This window comes from Sulfitobacter sp. HNIBRBA3233, assembly GCF_040149665.1.
Lineage (GTDB): Bacteria > Pseudomonadota > Alphaproteobacteria > Rhodobacterales > Rhodobacteraceae > Sulfitobacter > Sulfitobacter marinivivus.
Genome location: NZ_JBEFLP010000001.1, coordinates 1,641,487 through 1,664,490 on the forward strand (window position 1 = coordinate 1,641,487; position 23,004 = coordinate 1,664,490).

The 23,004-nt window shown below is 63.8% G+C and carries 26 protein-coding genes; 15 read left to right on the forward strand and 11 right to left on the reverse strand.

The features are described from left to right. Window positions 1-22: 22 nt before the first annotated feature. Window positions 23-160: a hypothetical protein gene (locus ABMC89_RS07875; protein ID WP_349566911.1), complete on the reverse strand. Its 138-nt coding sequence runs from the start codon at window positions 158-160 to the stop codon at window positions 23-25. A 246-nt stretch (window positions 161-406) separates the two neighbouring features. Between ABMC89_RS07875 and ABMC89_RS07880 the strand changes: the two genes are divergently transcribed. Then, entirely contained in the window at window positions 407-2,299 is a 1,893-nt protein-coding gene (locus tag ABMC89_RS07880) for a propionyl-CoA synthetase (RefSeq protein ID WP_349566913.1), read from the forward strand. A gap of 75 nt (window positions 2,300-2,374) precedes the next feature. Here the strand turns inward: ABMC89_RS07880 and ABMC89_RS07885 are convergent, their stop codons facing one another. Then, the gene (locus ABMC89_RS07885) at window positions 2,375-2,572 is read right to left on the reverse strand and encodes a CsbD family protein (protein WP_349566915.1); all 198 of its coding nucleotides are present in this window, start codon (window positions 2,570-2,572) and stop codon (window positions 2,375-2,377) included. 169 nt (window positions 2,573-2,741) lie between these two features. On the opposite strand from ABMC89_RS07885, the gene ABMC89_RS07890 reads away from it, so the two are divergent. The 3 genes from ABMC89_RS07890 to ABMC89_RS07900 are packed head-to-tail and all read left to right on the forward strand — an operon-like array spanning window position 2,742 to window position 4,329. Continuing rightward, complete coding sequence (locus tag ABMC89_RS07890; protein ID WP_349566917.1) at window positions 2,742-3,197, forward strand: hypothetical protein; 456 nt, start codon at window positions 2,742-2,744, stop codon at window positions 3,195-3,197. Then, the gene (locus ABMC89_RS07895) at window positions 3,194-3,760 is read left to right on the forward strand and encodes a hypothetical protein (protein ID WP_349566919.1); all 567 of its coding nucleotides are present in this window, start codon (window positions 3,194-3,196) and stop codon (window positions 3,758-3,760) included. The genes ABMC89_RS07890 and ABMC89_RS07895 overlap by 4 nt, the downstream gene beginning before the upstream one ends. 5 nt (window positions 3,761-3,765) lie before the next feature. Further along, a complete protein-coding gene (locus ABMC89_RS07900; protein ID WP_349568565.1) occupies window positions 3,766-4,329 on the forward strand; it encodes an SCO family protein in 564 nt (187 codons plus the stop codon). Window positions 4,330-4,389: 60 nt separating this feature from the next. Here the strand turns inward: ABMC89_RS07900 and ABMC89_RS07905 are convergent, their stop codons facing one another. Beyond that, the gene (locus tag ABMC89_RS07905; RefSeq protein ID WP_349566921.1) at window positions 4,390-5,151 is read right to left on the reverse strand and encodes an NAD kinase; all 762 of its coding nucleotides are present in this window, start codon (window positions 5,149-5,151) and stop codon (window positions 4,390-4,392) included. A gap of 218 nt (window positions 5,152-5,369) precedes the next feature. Here ABMC89_RS07905 and glyA point away from each other — a divergent pair, with 218 nt between their 5' ends. Together glyA and ABMC89_RS07915 are read left to right on the forward strand one after the other, a co-directional pair. Further along, window positions 5,370-6,662, forward strand: coding sequence for a serine hydroxymethyltransferase (glyA, locus tag ABMC89_RS07910; protein ID WP_349566923.1), 1,293 nt, complete (start codon window positions 5,370-5,372; stop codon window positions 6,660-6,662). A gap of 199 nt (window positions 6,663-6,861) precedes the next feature. Further along, entirely contained in the window at window positions 6,862-7,257 is a 396-nt protein-coding gene (locus ABMC89_RS07915; protein WP_349566925.1) for a (R)-mandelonitrile lyase, read from the forward strand. 13 nt (window positions 7,258-7,270) lie between these two features. Here the strand turns inward: ABMC89_RS07915 and ABMC89_RS07920 are convergent, their stop codons facing one another. Then, on the reverse strand, window positions 7,271-7,645 hold the full coding sequence (locus ABMC89_RS07920) for a hypothetical protein (protein WP_349566927.1): 375 nt from the start codon (window positions 7,643-7,645) through the stop codon (window positions 7,271-7,273). A gap of 53 nt (window positions 7,646-7,698) precedes the next feature. On the opposite strand from ABMC89_RS07920, the gene ABMC89_RS07925 reads away from it, so the two are divergent. The 5 genes from ABMC89_RS07925 to ABMC89_RS07945 all read left to right on the forward strand — a co-directional run bounded on the left by ABMC89_RS07925 (window position 7,699) and on the right by ABMC89_RS07945 (window position 14,960). Then, window positions 7,699-8,472, forward strand: coding sequence for an alpha/beta fold hydrolase (locus ABMC89_RS07925; RefSeq protein ID WP_349566929.1), 774 nt, complete (start codon window positions 7,699-7,701; stop codon window positions 8,470-8,472). Window positions 8,473-8,556: 84 nt separating this feature from the next. Continuing rightward, on the forward strand, window positions 8,557-9,729 hold the full coding sequence (locus ABMC89_RS07930) for a class I SAM-dependent methyltransferase (protein WP_349566932.1): 1,173 nt from the start codon (window positions 8,557-8,559) through the stop codon (window positions 9,727-9,729). Window positions 9,730-9,863: 134 nt separating this feature from the next. Next, a complete protein-coding gene (gene carB / locus ABMC89_RS07935; protein ID WP_349566933.1) occupies window positions 9,864-13,220 on the forward strand; it encodes a carbamoyl-phosphate synthase large subunit in 3,357 nt (1,118 codons plus the stop codon). Window positions 13,221-13,332: 112 nt separating this feature from the next. Further along, a complete protein-coding gene (locus ABMC89_RS07940; protein ID WP_349566934.1) occupies window positions 13,333-13,626 on the forward strand; it encodes a hypothetical protein in 294 nt (97 codons plus the stop codon). Window positions 13,627-13,835: 209 nt separating this feature from the next. Next, window positions 13,836-14,960: a beta-ketoacyl-ACP synthase III gene (locus ABMC89_RS07945; RefSeq protein WP_349566936.1), complete on the forward strand. Its 1,125-nt coding sequence runs from the start codon at window positions 13,836-13,838 to the stop codon at window positions 14,958-14,960. On the opposite strand, the gene arsH is transcribed toward ABMC89_RS07945, so the two are convergent. Both arsH and ABMC89_RS07955 read right to left on the reverse strand, forming a co-directional pair. Further along, on the reverse strand, window positions 14,957-15,673 hold the full coding sequence (gene arsH, locus ABMC89_RS07950; RefSeq protein WP_349566938.1) for an arsenical resistance protein ArsH: 717 nt from the start codon (window positions 15,671-15,673) through the stop codon (window positions 14,957-14,959). The two genes, ABMC89_RS07945 and arsH, sit on opposite strands and share 4 nt — an antisense overlap. Continuing rightward, window positions 15,666-16,124, reverse strand: a complete 459-nt coding sequence (locus ABMC89_RS07955; RefSeq protein ID WP_349566940.1) for a phage regulatory CII family protein — start codon at window positions 16,122-16,124, stop codon at window positions 15,666-15,668. The genes arsH and ABMC89_RS07955 overlap by 8 nt, the downstream gene beginning before the upstream one ends. Before the next feature lie 133 nt (window positions 16,125-16,257). On the opposite strand from ABMC89_RS07955, the gene ABMC89_RS07960 reads away from it, so the two are divergent. Then, window positions 16,258-16,854 carry a thymidine kinase gene (locus ABMC89_RS07960; RefSeq protein ID WP_349566942.1) on the forward strand — a complete coding sequence of 199 codons (597 nt, stop codon included), beginning with the start codon at window positions 16,258-16,260 and terminating at the stop codon, window positions 16,852-16,854. On the opposite strand, the gene ABMC89_RS07965 is transcribed toward ABMC89_RS07960, so the two are convergent. The 5 genes from ABMC89_RS07965 to ABMC89_RS07985 form a co-directional block, all read right to left on the reverse strand. Beyond that, a complete protein-coding gene (locus tag ABMC89_RS07965) occupies window positions 16,851-17,801 on the reverse strand; it encodes a 2-hydroxyacid dehydrogenase (RefSeq protein WP_349566944.1) in 951 nt (316 codons plus the stop codon). The genes ABMC89_RS07960 and ABMC89_RS07965 overlap by 4 nt on opposite strands. Then, complete coding sequence (locus ABMC89_RS07970) at window positions 17,798-18,136, reverse strand: tRNA-binding protein (protein ID WP_349566946.1); 339 nt, start codon at window positions 18,134-18,136, stop codon at window positions 17,798-17,800. Before ABMC89_RS07970 ends, ABMC89_RS07965 begins: the two co-directional genes overlap by 4 nt. Beyond that, window positions 18,129-18,944 carry a pyrroline-5-carboxylate reductase gene (gene proC, locus ABMC89_RS07975; RefSeq protein WP_349566948.1) on the reverse strand — a complete coding sequence of 272 codons (816 nt, stop codon included), beginning with the start codon at window positions 18,942-18,944 and terminating at the stop codon, window positions 18,129-18,131. The genes ABMC89_RS07970 and proC overlap by 8 nt, the downstream gene beginning before the upstream one ends. Before the next feature lie 33 nt (window positions 18,945-18,977). Next, the gene (locus ABMC89_RS07980) at window positions 18,978-19,478 is read right to left on the reverse strand and encodes a type III secretion system chaperone family protein (protein WP_349566950.1); all 501 of its coding nucleotides are present in this window, start codon (window positions 19,476-19,478) and stop codon (window positions 18,978-18,980) included. Between the two features lie 303 nt (window positions 19,479-19,781). After that, on the reverse strand, window positions 19,782-20,021 hold the full coding sequence (locus ABMC89_RS07985; protein WP_349566952.1) for an accessory factor UbiK family protein: 240 nt from the start codon (window positions 20,019-20,021) through the stop codon (window positions 19,782-19,784). A gap of 90 nt (window positions 20,022-20,111) precedes the next feature. Between ABMC89_RS07985 and lgt the strand changes: the two genes are divergently transcribed. The 3 genes from lgt to pgeF are packed head-to-tail and all read left to right on the forward strand — an operon-like array spanning window position 20,112 to window position 22,827. Beyond that, window positions 20,112-21,014 carry a prolipoprotein diacylglyceryl transferase gene (gene lgt, locus ABMC89_RS07990; protein ID WP_349566954.1) on the forward strand — a complete coding sequence of 301 codons (903 nt, stop codon included), beginning with the start codon at window positions 20,112-20,114 and terminating at the stop codon, window positions 21,012-21,014. After that, the gene (locus tag ABMC89_RS07995; protein WP_349566956.1) at window positions 21,011-22,075 is read left to right on the forward strand and encodes a class I SAM-dependent methyltransferase; all 1,065 of its coding nucleotides are present in this window, start codon (window positions 21,011-21,013) and stop codon (window positions 22,073-22,075) included. The genes lgt and ABMC89_RS07995 overlap by 4 nt, the downstream gene beginning before the upstream one ends. Beyond that, window positions 22,072-22,827: a peptidoglycan editing factor PgeF gene (pgeF, locus tag ABMC89_RS08000; protein ID WP_349566958.1), complete on the forward strand. Its 756-nt coding sequence runs from the start codon at window positions 22,072-22,074 to the stop codon at window positions 22,825-22,827. Before ABMC89_RS07995 ends, pgeF begins: the two co-directional genes overlap by 4 nt. Window positions 22,828-23,004 lie beyond the last annotated feature (177 nt).

Genomic DNA, 23,004 nt, shown 5'->3' on the forward strand with positions numbered 1-23,004 from the left:
ACCCCCGCCTTGCCGGCACCTGTTATTTCTTGCGTGCGACCAGACCGGTCACACTGGCCGGTTTTCCGCCTGCAACCGGTGCTGCGGATGGTGCCGGCGCGAGCGAGACTTTCGTCTTCCGCTTCGCCTGTTTTTCCTTGTTGGCGCGCTTGTCGCCCATGACATACCCTTTCAAGGTTTCGGATACGGGACCAATCGCCCGCATCTTTTCCAACTCTACACCAGCCACCGCCGCGCGTCCGATCCGTTTTCGACACCGCGTGCCAAATTCGACAGGAACGGGTGGGGAAAAGAGGAGCGGCGTCTTTGGAAAATTTCTTTACACAAAGCGGGTCGCAGGATGGATCCAGCCTTGCAACAGCAAGCCCGAAACGCCTAGGCAAGACATGTCAGGGAGGAAATGACGATGGGTTACGCCGATATATATGCCGCCGCCAAAGCGGATCCGGAACGCTTCTGGCTTGAACAGGCACAGGCGATCGACTGGGTCGAAGCCCCGAAGAAGGCGCTCTTCGACCTCGGTGGTGATCTTTATGAATGGTACGCGGATGCGCGGGTAAACGGCTGCTACAACGCCGTCGACCGCCACGTCGAAAACGGGCGCGGCGATCAGGCCGCCATCATCCACGACAGCCCGATCACGCAAAGCAAACAGACCATCACGTTTTCAGAGCTTCAGACGCGTGTTGCGCGGCTGGCCGGTGCGCTGGTCGATCAGGGCGTGACCAAGGGCGACCGCGTCATCATCTACATGCCGATGGTGCCCGAGGCGATCGATGCCATGCTGGCCTGCGCGCGTATCGGCGCTGTCCATTCGGTGGTCTTCGGCGGTTTCGCCGCCAACGAACTAGCCGTGCGGATCGACGATTGCACCCCCAAGGCCGTCATCGCCGCATCCTGCGGACTGGAGCCGGGCCGCGTGGTGTCCTACAAACCGCTGCTCGACGGAGCCATCGAGATGGCCAAGCACAAACCCGACTGCTGCATCATCCTCCAGCGGCCCGAACAGCCCTGCGCGCTGATCGACGGGCGCGACGTGGAATGGCACGCGGCGCTTGCCGCGGCAACGCCCGCTGACTGCGTTCCGGTCGAGGGCAACCATCCCGCCTATATCCTCTATACCTCCGGCACCACCGGTGCCCCCAAGGGGGTCGTGCGCCACACCGCCGGGCATCTCGTGGCCCTCAACTGGACGATGAAGAACATCTACAACGTCGATCCCGGCGATGTCTTCTGGGCCGCGTCCGATGTGGGCTGGGTCGTCGGGCACAGCTATATCGCCTACGGCCCTCTGGTGCATGGCAACACCACGATCGTCTTCGAAGGCAAACCCGTGGGCACCCCCGATGCGGGCACCTTCTGGCGGGTGATTTCCGAACACAACGTGCGCAGCTTCTTTACCGCGCCCACGGCGATCCGCGCGGTCAAGCGCGAGGACCCCAAGGGCGAAGAGCTGAAGAAATACGACCTGTCGTGCCTGCGCGCGCTCTACCTTGCGGGCGAACGCGCCGACCCCGACACGATCGTCTGGGCGCAGGACATGCTGCAAAAGCCGGTGTACGACCACTGGTGGCAGACAGAAACCGGCTGGACCATCGCGGGCAATCCCGCGGGCTGCGAAGCGCTGCCGGTCAAGATCGGATCCCCCACGGTGCCGATGCCCGGCTACGACGTGCAGATCCTCGACGAGGGCGGCAACCCGCTGCCCGCCGGAACGCTTGGCGCGATTGCGATCAAGCTGCCTTTGCCGCCCGGCACCCTGCCGACCCTGTGGAATGCGGAAGCACGGTTTCGCAAAAGCTACCTGACCACCTTCCCCGGCTATTACGAGACGGGCGATGCGGGCATGATGGACGAGGACGGATACCTCTACATCATGGCGCGCACCGATGACGTGATCAACGTTGCCGGTCACCGCCTGTCGACCGGAGCGATGGAAGAAGTGCTGGCCAGCCATCCCGACGTCGCCGAATGTGCCGTGATCGGGGCGAGCGATCCGCTCAAAGGTCAGGCGCCCGTGGGGTTCGTCTGCCTGACCAAGGGCGTGAACCGCCCGCATGCGGAAATCTCGGCCGAATGCGTCAAGCTGGTGCGCGACAAGATCGGACCGGTGGCAGCCTTCAAGCTGGCTGTGGTGGTGGACCGCCTGCCCAAGACCCGTTCGGGCAAGATCTTGCGCGCAACTATGGTCAAGATCGCCGACAGCGAAGAGTTCAAGCTGCCCGCGACGATTGACGATCCCGCGATCCTCGACGAAATCCGCGAGGCGTTGCGGTCTATCGGCCTCGCACAGGGATAGAGCGCACGCCGCCCCGCACGAACGAGAAAAGGCGGCCCGCAAGGACCGCCCATTCTTACTCTTTATCCGGCGTGTTTAGTGGCTCGCCATCCACTCGTCGACTTCGCGCTTGGCTTCCTCTTTCGACTTGCCATAACGCGCCTGAATCCGGCCTTCGAGCTCCTCACGGTTGCCTTCTGCCTTGTCCAGATCGTCGTCCGTCAGTTCGCCCCACTTCTGTTGCGCCTGACCTTTGAACTGCTTCCAGTTGCCTTTGATTTCGTCCCAATTCATCTTGGATACTCCTCTTTGTCTGTTCTGTTTTGCCGTTCGACATACGTCCGGCTGTTCATAGATATAACGCGATCGTGAGCCTTCCGTTCCGCATTGGCCCGAATAAATCCTTGCTCCGGCGATGATCCGCCCTCTACGCTGATGACACCGAAACCACCGGAGTCTCGCCATGCAACGACCTCTCTCAGCGGCCTTTGGCTGGCTTGTTCTTGCGGCCCTGCCGGCGCATGCGCAGGACGGCACCCGCGTCCAGGTCAGCGGAGAGATCATTGATACGTGGTGCTATTACTCCGGCGTCATGGGCGGGCCTGACGCGGTGGTCGGCACGGCGCATCACACCTGCGCGCTCTGGTGCAGTGCGGGCGGCATCCCGGTCGGCATTCTGGCCGAGGACGGCACAGTTTATACCGTGCTCAAGGTCGACGAGGACGATCAGGCCGCGGGGGGCGACACGCTGTTGTCGCTCGCCTCTTACTACGTGACAGCCGACGCGATGCTGTACGAGCGTGACGGGCTGAAATACCTCGTCGTCGGGCGGGTCGAGGCCGCGCCCGAAATCACCAACCTGACACATCTCGATTACGGTCCGGTGCCGGGCTTTGCCATTCCGGACCCTGCGAAATGATCGCGCGCATCGCAGCGCTCGCGTGCCTGCTGGCGTTTCCCGTGGCGGCACAGGATTTCTCGGCCGGTTCCGAAGCGAAGCCATGGAACCTCTACGCTGAGCAGCCCGCCCGTTTCGAGGCGCGTGTCGTGGACCTGCTGTGTACCTTCACCGGCAACTGCCCCGAGGACTGCGGCGCGGGCCGTCGCCAACTGGGGCTGGAGCGTGTGGCGGACGGTGTGCTGGTGCTGCCGATGAAAAACGCGCAGCCCGCGTTTTCGGGCGCGGCGGTGGATCTTGTGCCCTATTGCAACCAGACTGTCGAAGTCGACGGCTTGATGATCGTCGACCCCGATCTGGGCGCCGATAACATCTACCTCGTCCAGCGGATCAAACCATCCGGCGGCGACTGGACCGCGGCGAACCGCTGGACCCGCGACTGGGCGGACAACAATCCCGACGCACCCGGCAAAGGTCCGTGGTTCCGCCGGTCGCCGCGGATTCTGGCGGAGATCGAACGCAACGGCTATCTCGGCCTCGGGCCGGAGGCGGACGCCGCCTATATCAAGGAACTGTTCAAGTGATCCGCATGGCGGTGATCTGTGCGGGTCTTGCCCTCATCGCACCGGCGGCCCCCTCCGGCGCGGACGGTCTGTTTCCGCTTATCAAGGGCGGGCCTTTCACACTGGTTGACCACAACGGCCAAACCCGCACCCAGATAGACCCCGAGGGGCACGCACAGCTGTTGTTCTTTGGCTACGCGAATTGTCCGGGCATCTGCACCGCCGCCCTGCCCCTGATGGCGGATGTGACGGACGCGGTGGCAACCCACGGCATCACGGTAACGCCGCTGATGATCACGGTCGATCCCGCCCGCGATACGGTCCAAACGATGGGCGCGCCGCTGGCGCGGGTGCATCCCGATCTGGTCGGCCTGACCGGCGACGCCGAGGCCCTTTCCGCCAGCTATGCGGCTTTCAACGTCGATCACCGGCTTGCCTACGAAGATCCCGAATACGGGCCCGTCTACAGCCACGGATCGCTTGTCTACCTGCTCGACGGTGGCGGGGCCGTTCTGACCGTGCTGCCACCCGTGCTCAGCGCGGCGCAAGCCACCGACATCGTTCTGAGTTATCTGCGCCCGCAAGGGTGAACCGCCCGCAACGGAGGCCCGCAGGCGCACCGGCAGATGCTCTGCCCGCGCTGGCACCGGTCAGTTGAACTGTTCCGAGATCAGGCGCTCTTCCAGCCCGTGACCGGGATCGAAAAGGATCTTGTGGACGATGCTCGGCTCCGACCTGATTTCGACCGACAGCACGTCGCGGTGGCTGTTGCCGTCGGCATCCGCCATCACCGGACGCTTGTCCGCTTCCATCACGTCAAAGCGCACGGTCGCCGTCTTCGGCAACAAGGCCCCGCGCCACCGGCGGGGTCGGAACGCGGCCATCGCGGTCAGGGCCAGCACATCCGCGCCGATGGGCAGAATCGGCCCGTGAGCGGAATAGTTGTAGGCGGTCGATCCCGCCGGCGTTGCCACCAGTGCGCCGTCACAGACCAGCTCCTGCATGCGCAAGCGCCCGTCCACCGTGATCTGCAGCTTCGCGGCCTGCGGCCCCTCGCGCAGCAGCGCCACCTCGTTCAGCGCCAGCGCGTTCGATACGCTGCCGTCCGTATGCGTGGCCTTCATCGACAGCGGGTTGATCTCGGCCTCTTCGGCAGCCGCCAGACGGTCGCGCAGATCGCTTTCGGCGTAGGCGTTCATCAGGAAGCCGATGGTGCCGCGATTCATCCCGTAGACCGGCGCGGGCAGATCCTGCGTCTCGTGCAGTGTTTGCAGCATGAAACCGTCACCGCCCAGCGCAACGATCACCTCGGCCTCTTCCAGCGGGACATTGCCGTACCGTCCGGTCAGCGCCGCCCGGGCGGTCTGCGCCACCGGCGCACGGCTGGCCACGAAGGCGAGTTTCTGGGGCATGGTGTTTCCGATCGTGGCAAGTCTTCCACCGAGACAAACACATTATCCCCCGTGGCGCCAGATGCGCCCGACGAAAGCGCCAAACGCGACAAAATGGCGGTCGCGCAGCCCGCGCGGCGCATCTATCCCACAGCCAGTCGCATTACCATCTTCATTCCCGCGCGGGTTTCCGATACGAAACCGCCAACGGGAATCCCACAGGCTCAAGGAGCATGCACATGTTGGACAACAAGACCTCAGACTTCTTCACCCGCTCGCTCGCCGAGACAGATCCGGCAATTGCCGAAGCCACGAACAAGGAACTCGCCCGCCAGCGCAGCGAGATCGAACTCATCGCATCGGAAAACATCGTCTCTGCCGCCGTCATGGAAGCGCAGGGCGGCGTGATGACCAACAAATACGCCGAAGGCTACCCCGGGCGCCGCTACTACGGCGGCTGCGAATTTGTCGACATCGCCGAAGAGCTGGCGATCGAACGGGCCTGCAAGCTCTTTGACTGCGGATTTGCCAACGTGCAGCCCAACTCCGGCAGTCAGGCGAACCAGGGTGTGTTCCAGGCACTGCTGGAGCCCGGTGATACGATCCTCGGCATGAGCCTCGATGCAGGCGGCCACCTGACCCACGGGGCCAAGCCGAACCAGTCAGGCAAATGGTTCAACGCCATCCAGTACGGCGTGCGCCAGCAGGACAACCTGCTGGACTATGATCAGGTCCAGCAGCTGGCGACCGAACACAAGCCCAAGATGATCATCGCCGGCGGCTCGGCCATCCCGCGCACCATTGATTTCGCCAAGATGCGCGAAATCGCCGACAGCGTCGGTGCCTATCTGCTGGCCGATGTCGCGCATTTCGCCGGGCTGATCGCGGCAGGCGAATATCCCAACCCCTTCCCGCATGTGCATGTTGCCACAACGACGACCCACAAGACCCTGCGCGGCCCGCGCGGCGGCATGATCCTGACCAATGACGAGGCACTGTCCAAGAAGTTCAACTCGGCCATTTTCCCCGGCATTCAGGGCGGCCCGCTGATGCATGTGATCGCGGCCAAGGCCGTAGCATTCGGCGAGGCGCTGGACCCCTCGTTCAAAAGCTACATCCAGCAGGTCATCAAGAACGCGCAGGCATTGAGCGACCAGCTGATCAAGGGCGGGCTTGATACGATCACCCACGGCACCGATACCCACGTCCTGCTGGTCGATCTGCGGCCCAAGGGTGTGAAGGGCAACGCGACAGAAAAGGCACTGGGCCGCGCGCATATCACCTGCAACAAGAACGGCGTGCCCTTCGACCCCGAAAAACCGATGGTTACCTCCGGCATCCGTCTGGGCTCTCCTGCGGGCACAACGCGCGGCTTTGGCGAGGACGAGTTCCGCCAGATCGCGGACTGGATCATCGAAGTGGTCGACGGCCTTGCCCAGAACGGCGAAGAGGGCAACGCGGAGGTCGAGGCGAAGGTGAAGGCCGAGGTCGAAGCCCTCTGTGCGCGCTTCCCGATCTATCCGAACCTCTGAGCAAGACCCCCGTAAGCAAAGAGGGCCGGTGCAGCGATGCACCGGCCCTTTTTCATGCATGGGCGCGGCACGGCGCTGCGGCGTGACCTGCACCCGGCAGCGCAAGATCCGCTGTGGGCGAAGGCGGCTGCCAGAATCCCCTAGCGGTGTCAGCGATGCCGCCCTAGGCTCGGCGCAAACAGTTCAAAGGAATGTCACCATGATCATCCATCCCGCAGGCTCCCGCCCCTCGACCGTGCCAGATGCCGCCTATTTCACCGGCACCGTGCGCATGGACCCGATCAACGCGGCCCCCGAACCCGCCCGCCTGCGCGCCATTCTCGTGACCTTCGAGCCGGGCGCGCGCACCAACTGGCACACGCACCCCTACGGGCAGACACTGATGGTCACCACCGGCGCGGGACGCGTCCAGAAAGAGGGCGAGGAGATTCAGACAATCCGCCCGGGCGACGTGGTCTGGATCCCGCCGGGGGAGAAACATTGGCACGGGGCCGGGCCCGATACCGCAATGTCCCATATCGCCATGCAGGAGGCCGAAGATGGCGCGACGGCAAACTGGATGGAGCCGGTGACGGACGCGCAATACGGCGGCTGAGGCACAGGCGCGCTCAGACGTAGCCGCGCCACCACAGCCAGACGATGAACGCGGCGATCACCGCCAGCAAGTTCGCAGCGATCGTCGCCGCCACCGCGAGCAATCGTCCCCGCCGCCGGTCCGCGACGTCGATACCGCGCAGGTGGCTGACCACGGCGTCGAAATCCTTCTCGACCGCGGCAGCGTCGATCTGGCGGGCCAGCTTGGGATTTTGTGCGAGCGTCTCTGCCGCTACCAGCCGGTCGGCGCGTTCCCGCACGCGGCGCGGCAACCGGCGGCCGACGCGGCGAACCCCGCGCCGCAGATCACGCGCCTGCACCCCGAATTTCTCGCGCAGCAGGCCCAGCACCGCATTGGCCTTGGCCGCCATATCCCTGTCCGACATCATTCCCTTTCCTAGCGCCTCTGGAACCCCGTGCGCAATGGCGCTAGGTCTGTAGCATGTTGAACTATTCCGAACATGGTACCGATACCGACGCGCCGCCACTGGTCATCGTCCACGGGCTCTACGGGTCCGGACGCAACTGGGGCGTGATCGCCAAACGCCTGTCCGACCGCAGCCGCGTGATCACCCCGGATATGCGCAACCACGGCGACAGCCCGACCGAGCCCACCAATTCCTACCCCGAAATGGCCGCCGATCTGGCAGAACTGATCGAACACATCGGCGGACCCGTCGATCTGTGCGGGCACTCCATGGGCGGCAAGGCGGCGATGGTTCTGGCGCTGACGCGGCCCGATCTGCTGCGCCGCCTGATCGTCGCCGATATCGCACCCGTTCCCTACGCCCACAGCCAGTCCCACCATATCGCCGCGATGCGGTCGGTAGACCTCGCAACCGTGACGCGCCGCTCCGAAGCCAGCGAGCAACTGGGCCACCACGGCGTGGAACCGGCCCTGCAGAGTTTCTTTACCCAATCGCTGGATGTGGCCAACAAGCGCTGGAAACTCAACCTCGACGCGCTCGAAGCGGACATGGACGCGATCATCGGCTTTCCTGAGGTCACAGGTGTCTTCGAGGGTCCGGCGTTCTTTCTGTCGGGGGGCGAAAGCGACTATGTGCGCCCCGAACACCGCCCCCGGATAAAGGAGCTGTTTCCAAGGGCGCGTTTCGCCAAACTGCCGGGTGCGGGGCATTGGCTTCATGCTGAAAAACCACGCGAATTCGAAGCAGCCCTGCGCGCCTTTCTCGACGCGGAGGCATCACCGGGTTGACCCTGCCACGATCTGCGTGAAGATTTAGGGACGTCAGATCACACACCACGGGACAAGGATATGTGGAAGACGGGATTTGAAACGATGGTTCGCCGCTTGATGGTGCGCGACCGTCTGACAGTCGATTATCCGGACGGCACCACCGGCCGCTACGGCCCCGATACGGGGCGCAGCGTGCGGTTTGAGATCACCGATCAGGCACTCTTGCGGCAGTTCTGTCTGGACCCGGAAATGGCACTGGGAGAAGGATACATGGACGACCGGCTGCGGCTGGTCGATACGCCGCTCGATACTTTCCTTCAGGTGCTGATCGAAAACCGCGATGCGGGGCGTCTGCCGGGGTGGGTCAATGCAGGCTACCGCGCGCGCTATCACGCACGCCGGTTCATCCAGCGCAATGCGCCGCACCGCGCACGGGCGAACGTGGCCCATCACTACGACATTTCCGACGATCTCTACCGGCTCTTTCTGGACCCCGACATGCAGTATTCCTGCGCCTATTTCGGCGATCCCGACATGACGCTCGACGCCGCGCAGGAGGCAAAGAAGGCCCATATCGCGCGCAAGCTCTGCCTTGAGGGCGGAGAGCATGTTCTCGATATCGGCTGCGGCTGGGGCGGCATGGCGCTGACGCTGGCCCGCGATTTCGACGCGCGCGTCACCGCGATCACCCTGTCGGAGAACCAGCTGGCCACGGCCCGCGCTCGTGCAGAGGCCGAAGGCCTGCAAGACCGCGTGGATTTTCGCCTGATGGACTACCGCCGGGTGACCGACACCTTCGACCGCGTGGTCAGCGTCGGGATGCTCGAACACGTCGGGCTGCCGAACTACGACACCTATTTCGAGCGTGTCGCGCGGGTGCTGAAACCGGACGGGATTGCCCTGATCCACACCATCGGGCGCAGCGCCGCGCCCCTGCCCCACAGCACCTGGCTGAACAAGTACATCTTCCCGGGCGGCTATGTGCCGTCGCTGTCGGAACTGGCTTCCCCGATGGAGCGTAGCGGCCTGTGGCAATCCGACATCGAGGTGTGGCGCCTGCACTACGCCCGAACCCTGCGCCACTGGCGCAACCGCTTTGAAGAGAACATCGACCAGATCACCCAGATGTACGACGCCCGTTTCGTCGCCATGTTCCGCTACTATTTCGCGATCTGCATCGCTGCCTTCGAGCACCAGATGCAATGCGTCTACCAGTTGCAGCTGGCCCACCGGCGCGATGCGGTGCCTCTGACGCGCGATTACCTCTACCGCTAGCGCCCTTGCGTCCCGGCGCCCGGCCCCGCGTCGGGATCTTTGCGGCACAGATGCACAGCCGCCCCCATTCCGCCCTTGCGCTGGACGCATCCATCCCTATAACGCAGACAATTTGCATATGAGGGGGCCACGCCATGCCAAAGCGTACCGACATCCAGTCGATCATGATCATTGGAGCGGGGCCCATCGTCATCGGGCAAGCCTGCGAATTCGACTACTCCGGCGCACAGGCCTGCAAGGCGCTGAAAGAGGAAGGCTATCGCGTCATCCTCGTCAACTCCAACCCCGCCACCATCATGACAGACCCCGGTCTGGCCGATGCCACCTATATCGAGCCGATCACGCCCGAAATCGTCGCCAAGATCATCGAGAAAGAGCGCCCCGACGCGCTTCTGCCGACCATGGGCGGTCAGACCGGTCTCAACACCTCGCTGGCGCTCGAAGAGATGGGCGTGCTCGAAAAATACGGCGTCGAGATGATCGGGGCCAAGCGCGAAGCCATTGAAATGGCGGAAGATCGCAAGCTCTTCCGCGAGGCGATGGACCGCCTGGGAATCGAAAACCCCAAGGCGACGATCTGCACTGCCCCGATGACAAACGGCAAGAAAGACCTCGCCGCCGGTGTCGCCATCGCGATGCAGGCGCTGGAGGAAGTCGGCCTGCCCGCGATCATCCGCCCCGCCTTTACCATGGGCGGCACCGGCGGTGGCGTCGCCTACAACCGCGAGGATTACGAGGCGATCTGCCGCTCCGGCATGGACGCGTCCCCGATGGGCCAGATCCTGATCGACGAGTCGCTGCTGGGTTGGAAGGAATACGAGATGGAAGTGGTCCGCGACACCGCCGACAACGCCATCATCGTCTGCTCGATCGAAAACGTCGACCCGATGGGCGTGCATACGGGCGATTCCATCACCGTGGCCCCGGCGCTGACACTGACCGACAAGGAATACCAGATCATGCGCAACCACTCGATCGCGGTGCTGCGCGAGATCGGCGTGGAAACCGGCGGGTCGAACGTGCAATGGGCCGTGAACCCCGACGATGGCCGCATGGTGGTGATCGAGATGAACCCGCGCGTGTCGCGCTCCTCGGCGCTGGCGTCCAAGGCGACAGGCTTCCCGATCGCCAAGATCGCCGCCAAGCTGGCGGTAGGCTTCACGCTGGATGAACTCGACAACGACATCACCGGTGTGACCCCTGCGAGCTTCGAGCCGACCATCGACTATGTCGTCACCAAGATCCCGAAATTCGCCTTCGAAAAATTCCCCGGTGCCGAACCCTACCTGACGACGGCGATGAAATCCGTGGGCGAGGCGATGTCCATCGGCCGTACGATCCACGAATCCATGCAAAAGGCACTGGCGTCGATGGAATCCGGTCTCACCGGCTTCGACGAGATCGCGATCAAGGGCTTCAATCCGGACCTGCCGGGCGACGCACCGGACAACCGAGCGGCGGTGATCAAGGCAATCAGCGCCACAACGCCGGACCGGATGCGCACCATCGCGCAGGCCATGCGCGTGGGGCTCAGCAACGACGACATCCACGCCACGACCATGTTCGACCCGTGGTTCCTCGACCGGATCCGGGAGATCATCGAGGCCGAGGCAGAGGTGCAGGCCGCAGGCCTGCCGAACGACGAGGCCGGGATGCGCCACCTCAAGATGATGGGCTTCACCGATGCGCGCCTTGCCATCCTCACCGGCCAGAGCGAATCCGACGTGCGCGCCGCGCGCCTCGACCTCGGTGTGAAGGCCGTCTTCAAACGGATCGACACCTGCGCCGCCGAATTCGAGGCCCAGACCCCCTATATGTACTCCACCTACGAGACCCCGATGATGGGCGATGTCGAGTGCGAGGCCCGTCCCTCGGACGCCAAGAAGGTCGTGATTCTCGGCGGTGGCCCCAACCGGATCGGCCAGGGCATCGAGTTTGACTACTGCTGTTGCCACGCCTGCTACGCGCTCACGGATGCGGGCTACGAGACGATCATGGTCAACTGCAACCCCGAGACCGTCTCGACCGACTACGACACCTCCGACCGTCTTTATTTCGAGCCCCTGACCTTCGAGCACGTCATGGAAATCCTGCGGGTCGAGCAGGAAAACGGCACGCTCCACGGGGTCATCGTCCAGTTCGGCGGCCAGACACCGCTGAAGATCGCGGGCGCGCTGCACGAGGCTGGCATTCCCATCCTGGGCACAACGCCTGACATGATCGACCTTGCCGAAGACCGCGAGCGGTTCCAGCAGCTCGTGCAGGGGCTTGGCCTCAAGCAGCCACGCAACGGCATCGCCCATTCCGACGCAGAAGCCTTCGAGATCGCCAAGGACATCGGCTTCCCGTTGGTGATCCGCCCCTCCTACGTCCTGGGCGGCCGCGCGATGGAGATCGTGCGCGATCAGGCAAACCTCGAACGCTACATTACCGAAGCCGTCGTCGTCTCGGGCGACAGCCCTGTCCTGCTCGACAGCTACCTCTCCGGCGCGGTGGAGCTTGACGTGGACGCCCTGTCCGACGGCACCGATGTGCATGTCGCAGGCATCATGCAGCACATCGAAGAGGCGGGCGTCCATTCGGGCGACAGCGCCTGTTCGCTGCCCCCCTATTCGCTGCCCCGCGACATTATCGACGAGGTCGAGACCCAGACCAAGGCCCTTGCCAAAGCGCTGAACGTCGTCGGCCTGATGAACATCCAGTTCGCGGTAAAAGACGGCGAGATCTACCTGATCGAGGTGAACCCGCGCGCCTCCCGCACCGTGCCCTTCGTCGCCAAGGCCACCGATAGCGCCATCGCTTCCATCGCCGCACGCATCATGGCCGGCGAAAAGCTTGCCAGCTTCCCGATGCGCGCCCCCTATCCCGAACAGACGTCCTATGCGGATGTGCTGCCGCTGGGCGATCCGCTGACGCTGGCCGACCCCAACATGCCATGGTTCTCGGTCAAGGAGGCCGTGCTGCCCTTCGCCCGCTTCCCCGGTGTCGATACCATCCTTGGCCCGGAAATGCGTTCGACCGGCGAAGTCATGGGCTGGGACCGCGATTTCCCCCGCGCCTTCCTCAAGGCGCAGATGGGCGCAGGCAACATCCTGCCGCGCGAAGGCTGCGTGTTCCTGTCGATCAAGGACGCGGACAAGACCGACCAGACCCTCGATGCGGCCCGCACGCTGAGCGGCCTCGGTTTCACCATCGTGGCGACGCGCGGCACGGCAGCGTGGCTCGACGCGGCAGGCATTGCCTGCGACCTGGTCAACAAGGTCTACGAAGGCCGCCCCGACATCACCGACATGATGAAGGACGGGCGCATCCACCTGGTGCTCAACACCACGGAAGGCGCGCAGGCTGTCGAAGACAGCAAATCCATCCGCTCGATCGCGCTTTACGACAAGATCCCGTATTACACGACAGCCGCGGGCGCACAGGCGGCGGCACTGGCGATCAAGGCACAGGCCGAGGACGAGATCGGGGTAAAACCGCTTCAGGGGTAATTGGCTACCCCTGCGGCCGCCCCTCCTTGCGGATAGGCTAGCCCGCCGCCCTCTATCTGGGACGGCCCCCCTTGTGGTAAAATCGCGCAGCGAACCACAGAGGAGCGTTCCCATGCGTCTTGTCCTATCCCTCTTTCTCGCCGGTGCAGTGGCGGCCTGCGCCGCCGCGCCGGTCCCGCCTGCCGCAACATCCTTGCCCCTGTTCGGCGATGGCTACCGTTTCGAGGGCGATGCCTGTCGTCGCGTCGGAGAGGCACCGCAGACCGTCGAGTACCTCGACGACGCGGCTGATCTTGTCGCCTGCCCCGAGGACCTTGAAAACCTCGGCGTCTTCGTCATCGACTTCGACGCTGTAGAAGTCGCTCTTGTCGACGGCTATAGACTGTTCTCCGTGCCTGTCAGATAGTCCTGCGCCGGATGCGAAGATCGGCGGCCCCGGCCCGGCGCAGACGCCAGATGCTCTGGGCAAGCCGCATCAACTGCGTTAAAAAAAGTCCAAGTTTCTTCGGCCCCCAGCCGGATGGATAATGCGGACGCACAGGCTGCCCGCGCAGAAAAAGGTTATCCACAGGCACAAACCGGCGTAACCTTCTGCGTAACAAGGAAGATCAAAAGATGTACACACCCGCGATTACAGGCACAGGCGTCTTCACGCCGGATCAGGTCATCACCAATGCCGAACTGGTCAAGGCCTTCAACGCCTATGTTGACATCTATAACAAGGAACACGCCGACGAGATCGAGGCAGGCACTTTGCCCGCCAAGGAATATTCATCCGAGGATTTCATCGTCAAGGCGTCGGGCATTGAACAGCGCTATGTGATTGACAAGGTTGGCATTCTGAACCCGCACGTCATGCACCCGCTGCTGCGCCAGCGGTCGGACGACGAACCATCGCTGATGGCGGAAATGGCGCTGGATGCGGCGCACAAGGCACTGGCGCAGGCGGGCAAGACCTCTGCCGATGTCGGTGCGGTGATCTGCGCTGCCTCGAACCTCGAGCGCGCCTATCCCGCCGTCGCGATCGAAATTCAGGATTTGCTGGAAATCAACGGCTTCGCCTTCGACATGAATGTCGCCTGCTCTTCCGCCACATTCGGGATTCAGGCCGCCGCTGACATGATCCGCGCCGGGTCGATCCGCAGCGCGCTGGTGGTCAACCCCGAAATCTGCTCCGCGCACCTCGAATGGCGCGACCGCGACTGCCACTTCATTTTCGGGGATGTGGCCACAGCCACGTTCATCGAACGTGCCGAAGACGCGAACGGCGCCTATTTCGAAATCAAATCAACCCGCTGCGCGACGGAGTTCTCGAACAACATCCGCAACAACAACGGCTTTCTGCGCCGCTCCCGCCCCGATGGCGTTGCCGACCGGCGCGACATGCAGTTCATGCAGAACGGACGCAAGGTGTTCAAGGAAGTCCTGCCCATGGTCTCAGACCATATTGCCGGCCATATGGGCGACGAAGGCGTGGCGCCGGGCGATCTCAAACGGCTCTGGCTGCATCAGGCCAACAAGTCGATGAACGACTTCATCGGTCGCAAGGTGCTGGGCAGGATCCCGGAGCCGGGAGAACAACCCAATATCCTTCAGGACTACGCCAACACCTCTTCGGCGGGGTCGATCATCGCTTTCTCGCAGAATTCCAGCGATCTGGAGGACGGCGACACCGGTCTGATCTGTTCATTCGGGGCCGGCTATTCGGTCGGGTCGGTGATCGTGGAAAAGCACGGCTAGAGCTTCTTCAGCGACACCCGCTGGTGCACCTCGTCGACGCTTTCCACCCTTTCGGAGTAGCGATCCACAAGGTAATCGGCCCGTCCGCGCACCAGCCATGTGAACTTGACCAGTTCCTCCATGACGTCGACGATACGGTTATAGAACGCTCCGGCGGGCAGCCGCCCCTCTTCGTCGAACTCCAGCCAGGCCTTCGGAATGCTGGATTGGTTCGGAATCGTAACCATCCGCATCCAGCGCCCCAGAATGCGCATCTGGTTGACCGCGTTAAACGATTGCGACCCGCCGGACACCTGCATCACCGCTAGGGTCTTGCCCTGCGTGGGCCGGATACCCCCCTTGAGAGACAGGGGAAGCCAATCGATCTGGCTTTTCATGATGCCGGTCATCGCCCCGTGGCGTTCGGGACTGGACCAGACCATGCCTTCGGCCCAGACGGCCAGCGCGCGCAACTCGGCGACCTTGGGGTGGGTGTCGTCCGCGCCATCGGGTTGCGGCAATCCGCGCGGATCGAATATCCGCGTTTCGCATCCGAGATGGCGCAGGATCCGCGCAGCCTCTTCAGCGGCACGGCGGGAATAGCTGACCTCGCGCAGCGACCCGTAGAGAAGCAGGATCCGCGGCTTATGCCCTGGATCACTTGGCGATTTCAGGCTGTCCACATCGATGTCAGGCAGCGCCTCGGGGCGCAGCGCGCGCAGGTCTTCAGACACTTTCGTCTTCCAGATGCAGTTTCATATCCACGAGCACCTGTTGCAGCGCCGTTGTCTCTTTCAGCAGCCGCTTCGCCTCGTTCACGGTGATCTTCCCGTCCGCGATGCTCTGCTGGTATTCCGCCATCAGCACGGCAAAGCGCTGGCTCAGGGCGATGACGTCCGCGTTCACCCCACCGGTCGAGGTGTCATTGGGCCGGCGTTCGTTGAAATCGAGATGGCCGCCCGACAGTTCGGCCAGTGCCTGCGTGACGTGCGGATACCCCGCCGCCTGCTCCAGAAGCGCCACGGCATCCACGGGAATAAACCGGTCCACGTGCTCGTCGTGGTCGGAATAGTAGCGTCCAAGCGTCGCTTTGGACTTTCCGGTCACCTCGCAAGCGGCCTCTACGCCAACCGCTTTCACCAGGGCTTCCGTGTGCTTCTTCAGATAACTGCCGACTGCATTCATACCGTTTCCTCAATCCAGACCTGGACCCATTTTAGTCTGCCGCGTTTCAGATCCTAGTGCAAAGAAATGACAGACATGTCAAATGCCCCGGAGCCCCCTTGCGACCCGACCGGCCAGGCGGATAAATACCCGGATGGCCAAGCTCTATTTCAACTATTCAACGATGAACGCGGGAAAATCGACCGTGTTGCTGCAAGCCGCGCACAACTACGCCGAACGCGGGATGCGCACCTATCTTCTGACCGCGCAATTCGACAATCGCGCGGGCGAGGGCCGTATCGCATCGCGCATCGGCATCGGTGCTGCGGCCGACACTTTCGCTCCGGACGAGGATCTGTTCGCAAAGCTGAAGCGCAGGCTGGATACGGGCCCCTGCGCCTGCGTCTTCATCGACGAGGCGCAGTTCCTCACGGACAACCAGGTCTGGCAACTGGCCCGCGCGGTCGATGATCTGCGCGTGCCTGTCATGTGCTACGGCTTGCGTGTCGATTTCCGTGGAGAACTGTTTCCCGGCTCCGCCGCGCTGCTGGCGCTGTCGGACGAAATGCGCGAGATCCGCACCATCTGCCACTGTGGCAAGAAGGCGACGATGGTCGTCCGGCAGGACGGCGAGGGCAAGGTGCTGCGGCATGGCGCTCAGGTGCAGATCGGCGGCAACGAGACCTATATCTCCCTGTGCCGCCGCCACTGGCGCGAAGCAATCGACGACAGGGCCGCGACCGACGCCTAAACCGCGTTCGGCGGCTCCTTCCCCGCAAGAACCGCTTGCAGGTTCGCCGCGGCCATGCGGCCCATGTCCACGCGCACCTCCTCGGTGGATGTGCCCAGATGCGGCAGCAGCGTGACATTGTCGAGCTCGCGCAGCGCCTGCGGCACCTTCGGCTCGAACTCGTAGACGTCCAGACCCGCGCCCCCGATGCGGCCCGAAGAGAGTGCGTCGATCAGCGCCGCTTCGTCGACCACGTCGCCGCGCGCGATATTGATCAGATGGGCGTGGGGCTGCATGGCGCCGATGACATCCGCATCGATGATATGGTGTGTTTGCGGGCTGGCCGGAACCGCGGCAACCAGAACATCCACCTCCGCCGCGAGACGGGCCAGATCGGGGACGAACTCTGCCGCGAAAGACGTCTCCTTGGCGGACCGGTTGCAGTATTTCACCGCCATGCCGAACCCGAAATGGCAGCGCCGCGCAATCGCTTCGCCGATCCGCCCCATGCCGAGGATACCCACCGTCTTTCCGGTAAGATGCAGGCCCAGCATTTGCGTCGGATGCCAGCCCTCCCACTTGCCCGAGCGGACCAGACGCTCGCCCTCGGCGGCGCGCCGTGCGCTCATCAGCATCAGGGTCATCGCGGTATCGGCGGTGGCATCCGTCACCGCACCGGGGGTGTTGGTGACGGTAATGCCGACCGAGCGGGCGGCGTCCACGTCGATATGGTTGTACCCGACACCGAAATTCGCCAGCACCTTGCAACGGGGCGAGGACACATCCGCGAAAACCTCGGCGGTGAAGGCATCGCCGATTGTCACAAGCGCGCCGTCGTAATCACGCAGGACCCTGCGCAGCTCCTCCGGCGACAGGGGCGTTGTCAGGTCACGCCGCACGACTTCAAGACCCTCAAGTGATGGATAAACACCCTCTGGCAAGCCTCTGGAAATGAATACCTTTGTCAATGCATCTGCCCTCCGTCGGGTACAGGCTGATCGGGGGACAGCAGGACGATCGCCCCCTCCTTGTCCGGCACGCCCAATACCAGAACTTCGGACATGAACGGCCCGATCTGGCGGGGCGGGAAATTCACCACGGCCAGCACCTGCCGCCCGACCAGCGTTTCGGGGGAATAGTGAACGGTGATCTGGGCCGAGCTCTTGCGCGTCCCGATCTCTTCTCCGAAATCGACCCACAGCTTGATCGACGGATTGCGCGCTTCGGGAAAGGGCTCTGCCCGGGTGACGGTGCCGCAGCGGATATCGACGGCCTGAAACTGGTCAAAGGAAATCTCAGCCACGCGACAGCTCCCGCGACCGGTCGGCGGCTGCCGCCACCGCACGGCGCAACAACGGGGGAAACCCGTCTTCCGGGTTCATAAGCACTTCGAGTGCGGCCTGCGTCGTGCCGTTGGGGCTGGTGACATTCTTGCGCAGCTGCGCGGGGTCTTCATCGCTTTGCATCGCCAGAGCGCCCGCGCCCGCGACGGTTGCCTTGGCCAGCTGCAACGCCAGCTCGCGCGGCAGACCCTGTGCCTCTCCCGCATCGGCCATCGCTTCCATCATGTGAAACACATAGGCCGGACCCGACCCGCTGACGCCGGTCACGGCGTCGATCTGCGCTTCCTCGGCAAGGCGGACAACATCGCCCACAGCGGATAGAAGCGTTTCCGCCTCGTCCAGCGACCGATCCCCCGCGACGGCGTTCCCGACGATCGCGGTGATCCCGCGCGAGATCGCGGCGGGTGTGTTCGGCATCGCGCGCACCACGGGGGTCTCGGCGCCCAGGGTTTCTTCGAAAAAGCGGATCGGCGTGCCTGCCGCCACGCTGATGAACAGCGTTTCACCGTTGCCCATTTTGCGCAGGGTCGGCAGTGCCTCGGCCATCATCTGCGGCTTGACCGCAACCAGAACGATCGCGGGTGCGGGCGGCAGATCCTCGTTCAGATGAACACCCTGCTCCTGCAACCAGTCAGACGGATAAGGGTCGCTGACCCAGACCGACGCGGGCGGCAACCCGCGCGCCAGCCATCCTTCCAGCATGGCCGATCCCATCTTGCCACAACCCAGCAGAACCAGGCCGTCGCGCGCGATACGTGTCTCTTTCATGTGGTGTCCCCGCCTTTGTGTGCGGGCACAGGTTTACGCGCGCCCGTAGGCCTCTGCAATGGCGACATCCAGCGCCTGTGCCGGGGTCTGATCGCCCCAGGCGACCAGTTGCAGCGCGGGATAGTAGCGCTCGGCGCTCAACACCGCCGCGCCGATCATCGTGTCGATCTGTTCGGGGGATGCGACATGCCCGCCCGAGAGCACCAGACCGTAGCGGTAGACCATCAGCTTCTGCTCTGCCCAGTAGGTGAAGGCACCGGCCCAGCAGCGGTCGTTGATATCGTTCAGCAATCCGTGGACGGCAGGAACGCGGGCTTCGGGCGGCTCCATCTCGAAGGTGCAGATCAGGCGCAGGGTTTCGTCAAAGGCCGACCATGCCAGCGTGACGGAATAGGTGCGCCACTGGCCTTCGACGGCCATGGCGATCTGTTCGTCCGAAATCCGGTCAAACTCCCAGTCGTGGTGGGCTGCCAGATTCTCGACGATGTCGATGGGATGAATGTCGTCTTCCAGATACTGCTCGGACAGGGCCATGGGGTCACCTTTTTGTTGTCGCCCTAGCGATGGAGGCCCCGATCTGCCCCCAAAGCTTGGGTGCTTCTGCTACAGGACGCTAGTTTGCCTGCGCGTCCTACTAGATATGGTGGCCGCCGGAGAAGACTCTGGCAAGTCTTTTTCTGGGGATAACCCGAAAGAGCGGGGGATAACTTGGCCAAGGCGCCAAATATCATCGCCTCGGGGGGCACCCGCCCCGACAAAATCGGGAAGCGCGTGCAAAAATGAAAAACGGCAACCGGAAGGCCGATCACCGCTTCAGCAAGGTCGCAGAGGGAAGGCTTACTTCGTTTCGAGCGCGTCGAGCCGTGCTTTCAGCGCTTCGTTCTCTTCACGGGCCTTTTGCGCCATGGCGCGCACTGCGTCGAATTCTTCGCGGGTGACGAAATCACGGTCGGCAAGCCAGCGGTCCATCATGCCCTTGAGGGCATTCTCGGCCTCGTCCTTGGCCCCCTGTGCCACACCCATGGCGTTGGTCATGATCTGGCTCAGGTCGTCGAAAATCTTGTTGCGGGTCTGCATGGCTCTCTCCACTGGCTGTAAGGTGTATATGGGGCGCGTTGCCGCGTCTCGCAAGGTTGACTTCGCCGTCCATGCGCGCTCAATCACCGCATGAACGCGCTGATCCCCTTCCCCGACATTTCGCCAGAGATCTTTTCGGTCTCCCTTTTCGGTATCGAATTTGCCCTGCGCTGGTACGCGCTGGCCTACATCGTGGGCATTCTGCTGGGCTGGCGTCTGGTGGTGCTGGCCGCCCGCACGCCGCGGCTGTGGCGCGATGAAACGCCGGTGATGCGCCCCCAGCAGATCGAGGATCTGCTGACGTGGGTGATTGTCGGTGTCATCCTCGGCGGCAGGCTGGGATACGCGTTTTTCTACCAACCCGAATACTATCTTTCCAACCCCGGCCAGATCCTGCGGGTCTGGGAGGGGGGAATGTCGTTCCACGGCGGTGCGCTGGGTGTGATCCTCGCGGGCCTTGTCTACGCCCTGCGCCACGGCATCGCCAAGGTCAGCATGGGTGATCTGGTCGTGCTGGGCGTCCCGCCCGGCCTGCTGCTGGGCCGGATCGCGAATTTCATCAATGCCGAGCTTTGGGGCAGGCCTACGGACCTGCCTTGGGGCGTCGCCTTTCCGACCGAGGCCGCGCAGTACTGCCCCGATGTGACAGGTATCTGCGCCCGCCATCCCTCGCAGCTCTACGAAGCCTTGCTTGAAGGGGTCGTGCTGGGCGCGGTGCTGATCTGGCTTGCGTGGCGGCGTGGCGCATTCAAGACACCCGGCCTGCTGCTTGGCGTGTTTCTCGGCGGATACGGGATTGCCCGTTTCGCGGTGGAATTCGTGCGCCAGCCCGATGCGCAATTCGTCTCGGCGGGCAATCCGCTGGGTCTGGCCTGGCACATCGGCGGATACGGCCTGACCATGGGGCAGATCCTGTGCCTGCCGATGATCGCGCTCGGGGCGTTCTTTGTGCTGCGCGCAAGGGCAAGGGCAAGGGCACGGACGCAGGCGTGACGGCGCTGAAGGATATCCTGCTTGACCAGATCGCGGCGGGCGGCCCGCTGCGCGTGTCGGATTACATGTCCGCCTGCCTGCTGCATCCGGTCCACGGCTATTACACGACGCGCGCGCCCTTCGGCCGTGCGGGTGATTTTGTCACCGCGCCCGAAATCAGCCAGATGTTCGGCGAGCTGATCGGGCTGGCGCTGGCGCAGGCCTGGCTCGATCAGGGGGCACCCGCCCCCTTCACGCTGGCCGAGCTTGGGCCCGGTCGGGGCACGCTGATGGCCGATGTGCTGCGCGCGACGGCGCGTGTGCCGGGTTTCAATGCCGCCGCCCACATCACGCTTGTCGAAGCATCACCAAACCTGCGCGAGCAACAGGCGCAAACCCTAGCCCCCCATACCGTGCGGTTCGCGGACGACGTGGGCGCACTGGACGAGGCGCCGCTGTTTCTGGTCGCCAACGAGTTCTTCGATGCGCTGCCGATCCGGCAATTCCAGCGCGACGGCGATGGCTGGCGCGAACGCCAGATCGGCGCGCGCGATGGCGCACTGGCCTTCGGGCTTGGCCCCGCACAGGCGCAACCCGCGCTGGCGCAGCGTATTGAGGATACGCGCGACGGCGACCTGATCGAACACTGTCCAGCCCTTGCGCCGACCGTCGAGACGATTGCAGCGCGGATCGCCCGGCACGGGGGGGCAGCACTGCTGATCGACTACGGCGACTGGCACACGCTGGGCGACACGCTTCAGGCGGTCGCCGATCACGCGCCGGTCGATCCGCTGGCCTCCCCCGGTGCCGCCGACCTGACCGCGCATGTCGATTTCGAAGCCCTCTTCGCCTCTGCCGCTGCCTGCCGGCGCAGCAGGATCACCCCGCAGGGGGTGTTTCTGGAACGGCTGGGCATCACCGCCCGCGCACAGGCACTTGCCCAAAGCCTCGGCGGAGAGGCACTTGAAACCCACATCGCGGCACATCGCCGGTTGACGCACCCCGAGGAAATGGGAAACCTGTTCAAGGTCCTCGGGGTGGTCCCCGAATCCGCCCCGATGCTGCCCGGATTGGAAACATGACGCTAGAGATACTCACATCCGATGCGCTTGACGGGGTCACACACGGCTTCTTCACGCGGCGGGGCGGTGCGTCTTCGGGCGTCTTCGCCGGGCTGAATTGCGGTCACGGCTCATCGGATCAGGCCGAGATCGTATCGATCAACCGCGCGCGGGTCGCCGATGCGCTGGGGGTGACGCCGCAGAACCTCGTCGGGGTGCACCAGATCCATTCGGCCACCGCAGTGACAGTCGACGGGCCCCTGCCCGACAAGCCGCGCGCCGACGCGCTGGTGACAAGGACACCGGGCGTTGCCCTTTCGGTTCTGACGGCCGATTGCCAGCCCGTGCTGTTTGCCGATACCCATGCGGGGGTGATCGGTGCGGCCCACGCGGGCTGGCGCGGGGCGCGCGACGGGATCGTGCAATCGACCGTGGACGCGATGGAGCGGCTGGGCGCGGAGCGCGGCAGGATCGTCGCCGTGATCGGGCCCACGATCAGCCAGCGCGCCTATGAGGTCGGACCGGAGTTCCTTGAAGCCTTCCTCGACGAAGACCCCGACAACGCGCGCTTTTTCATCAACGGCGATGGCGACCGCTATCTCTTTGATCTGCCCGGCTACGGGCTGAGCCGGTTGCGCGCCGCCGGAGTGGGCCACGCAGAATGGACGCGCCATTGCACCTTTTCGGACGCGCAGCGATTCTATTCCTATCGCCGAACCACCCACGCCAAGGAAGCGGATTACGGCCGGCTGATCGCCGCGATCACCCTCTGATCTGGGCGCAAATCGGGCAAAACCGGTCATGGACCTGCCCCATTGCTTTCCGGACAATCCCCCCGAAAGGCCGCTTTCTGTCCCCCGAACAGAAACAATAGGGTCAAAATAACTGTTTTTAAACGATTTCGCGGGCGCCCGGCTGCCGGCCACAATTCGAACCTGTCGCCAGTGAAA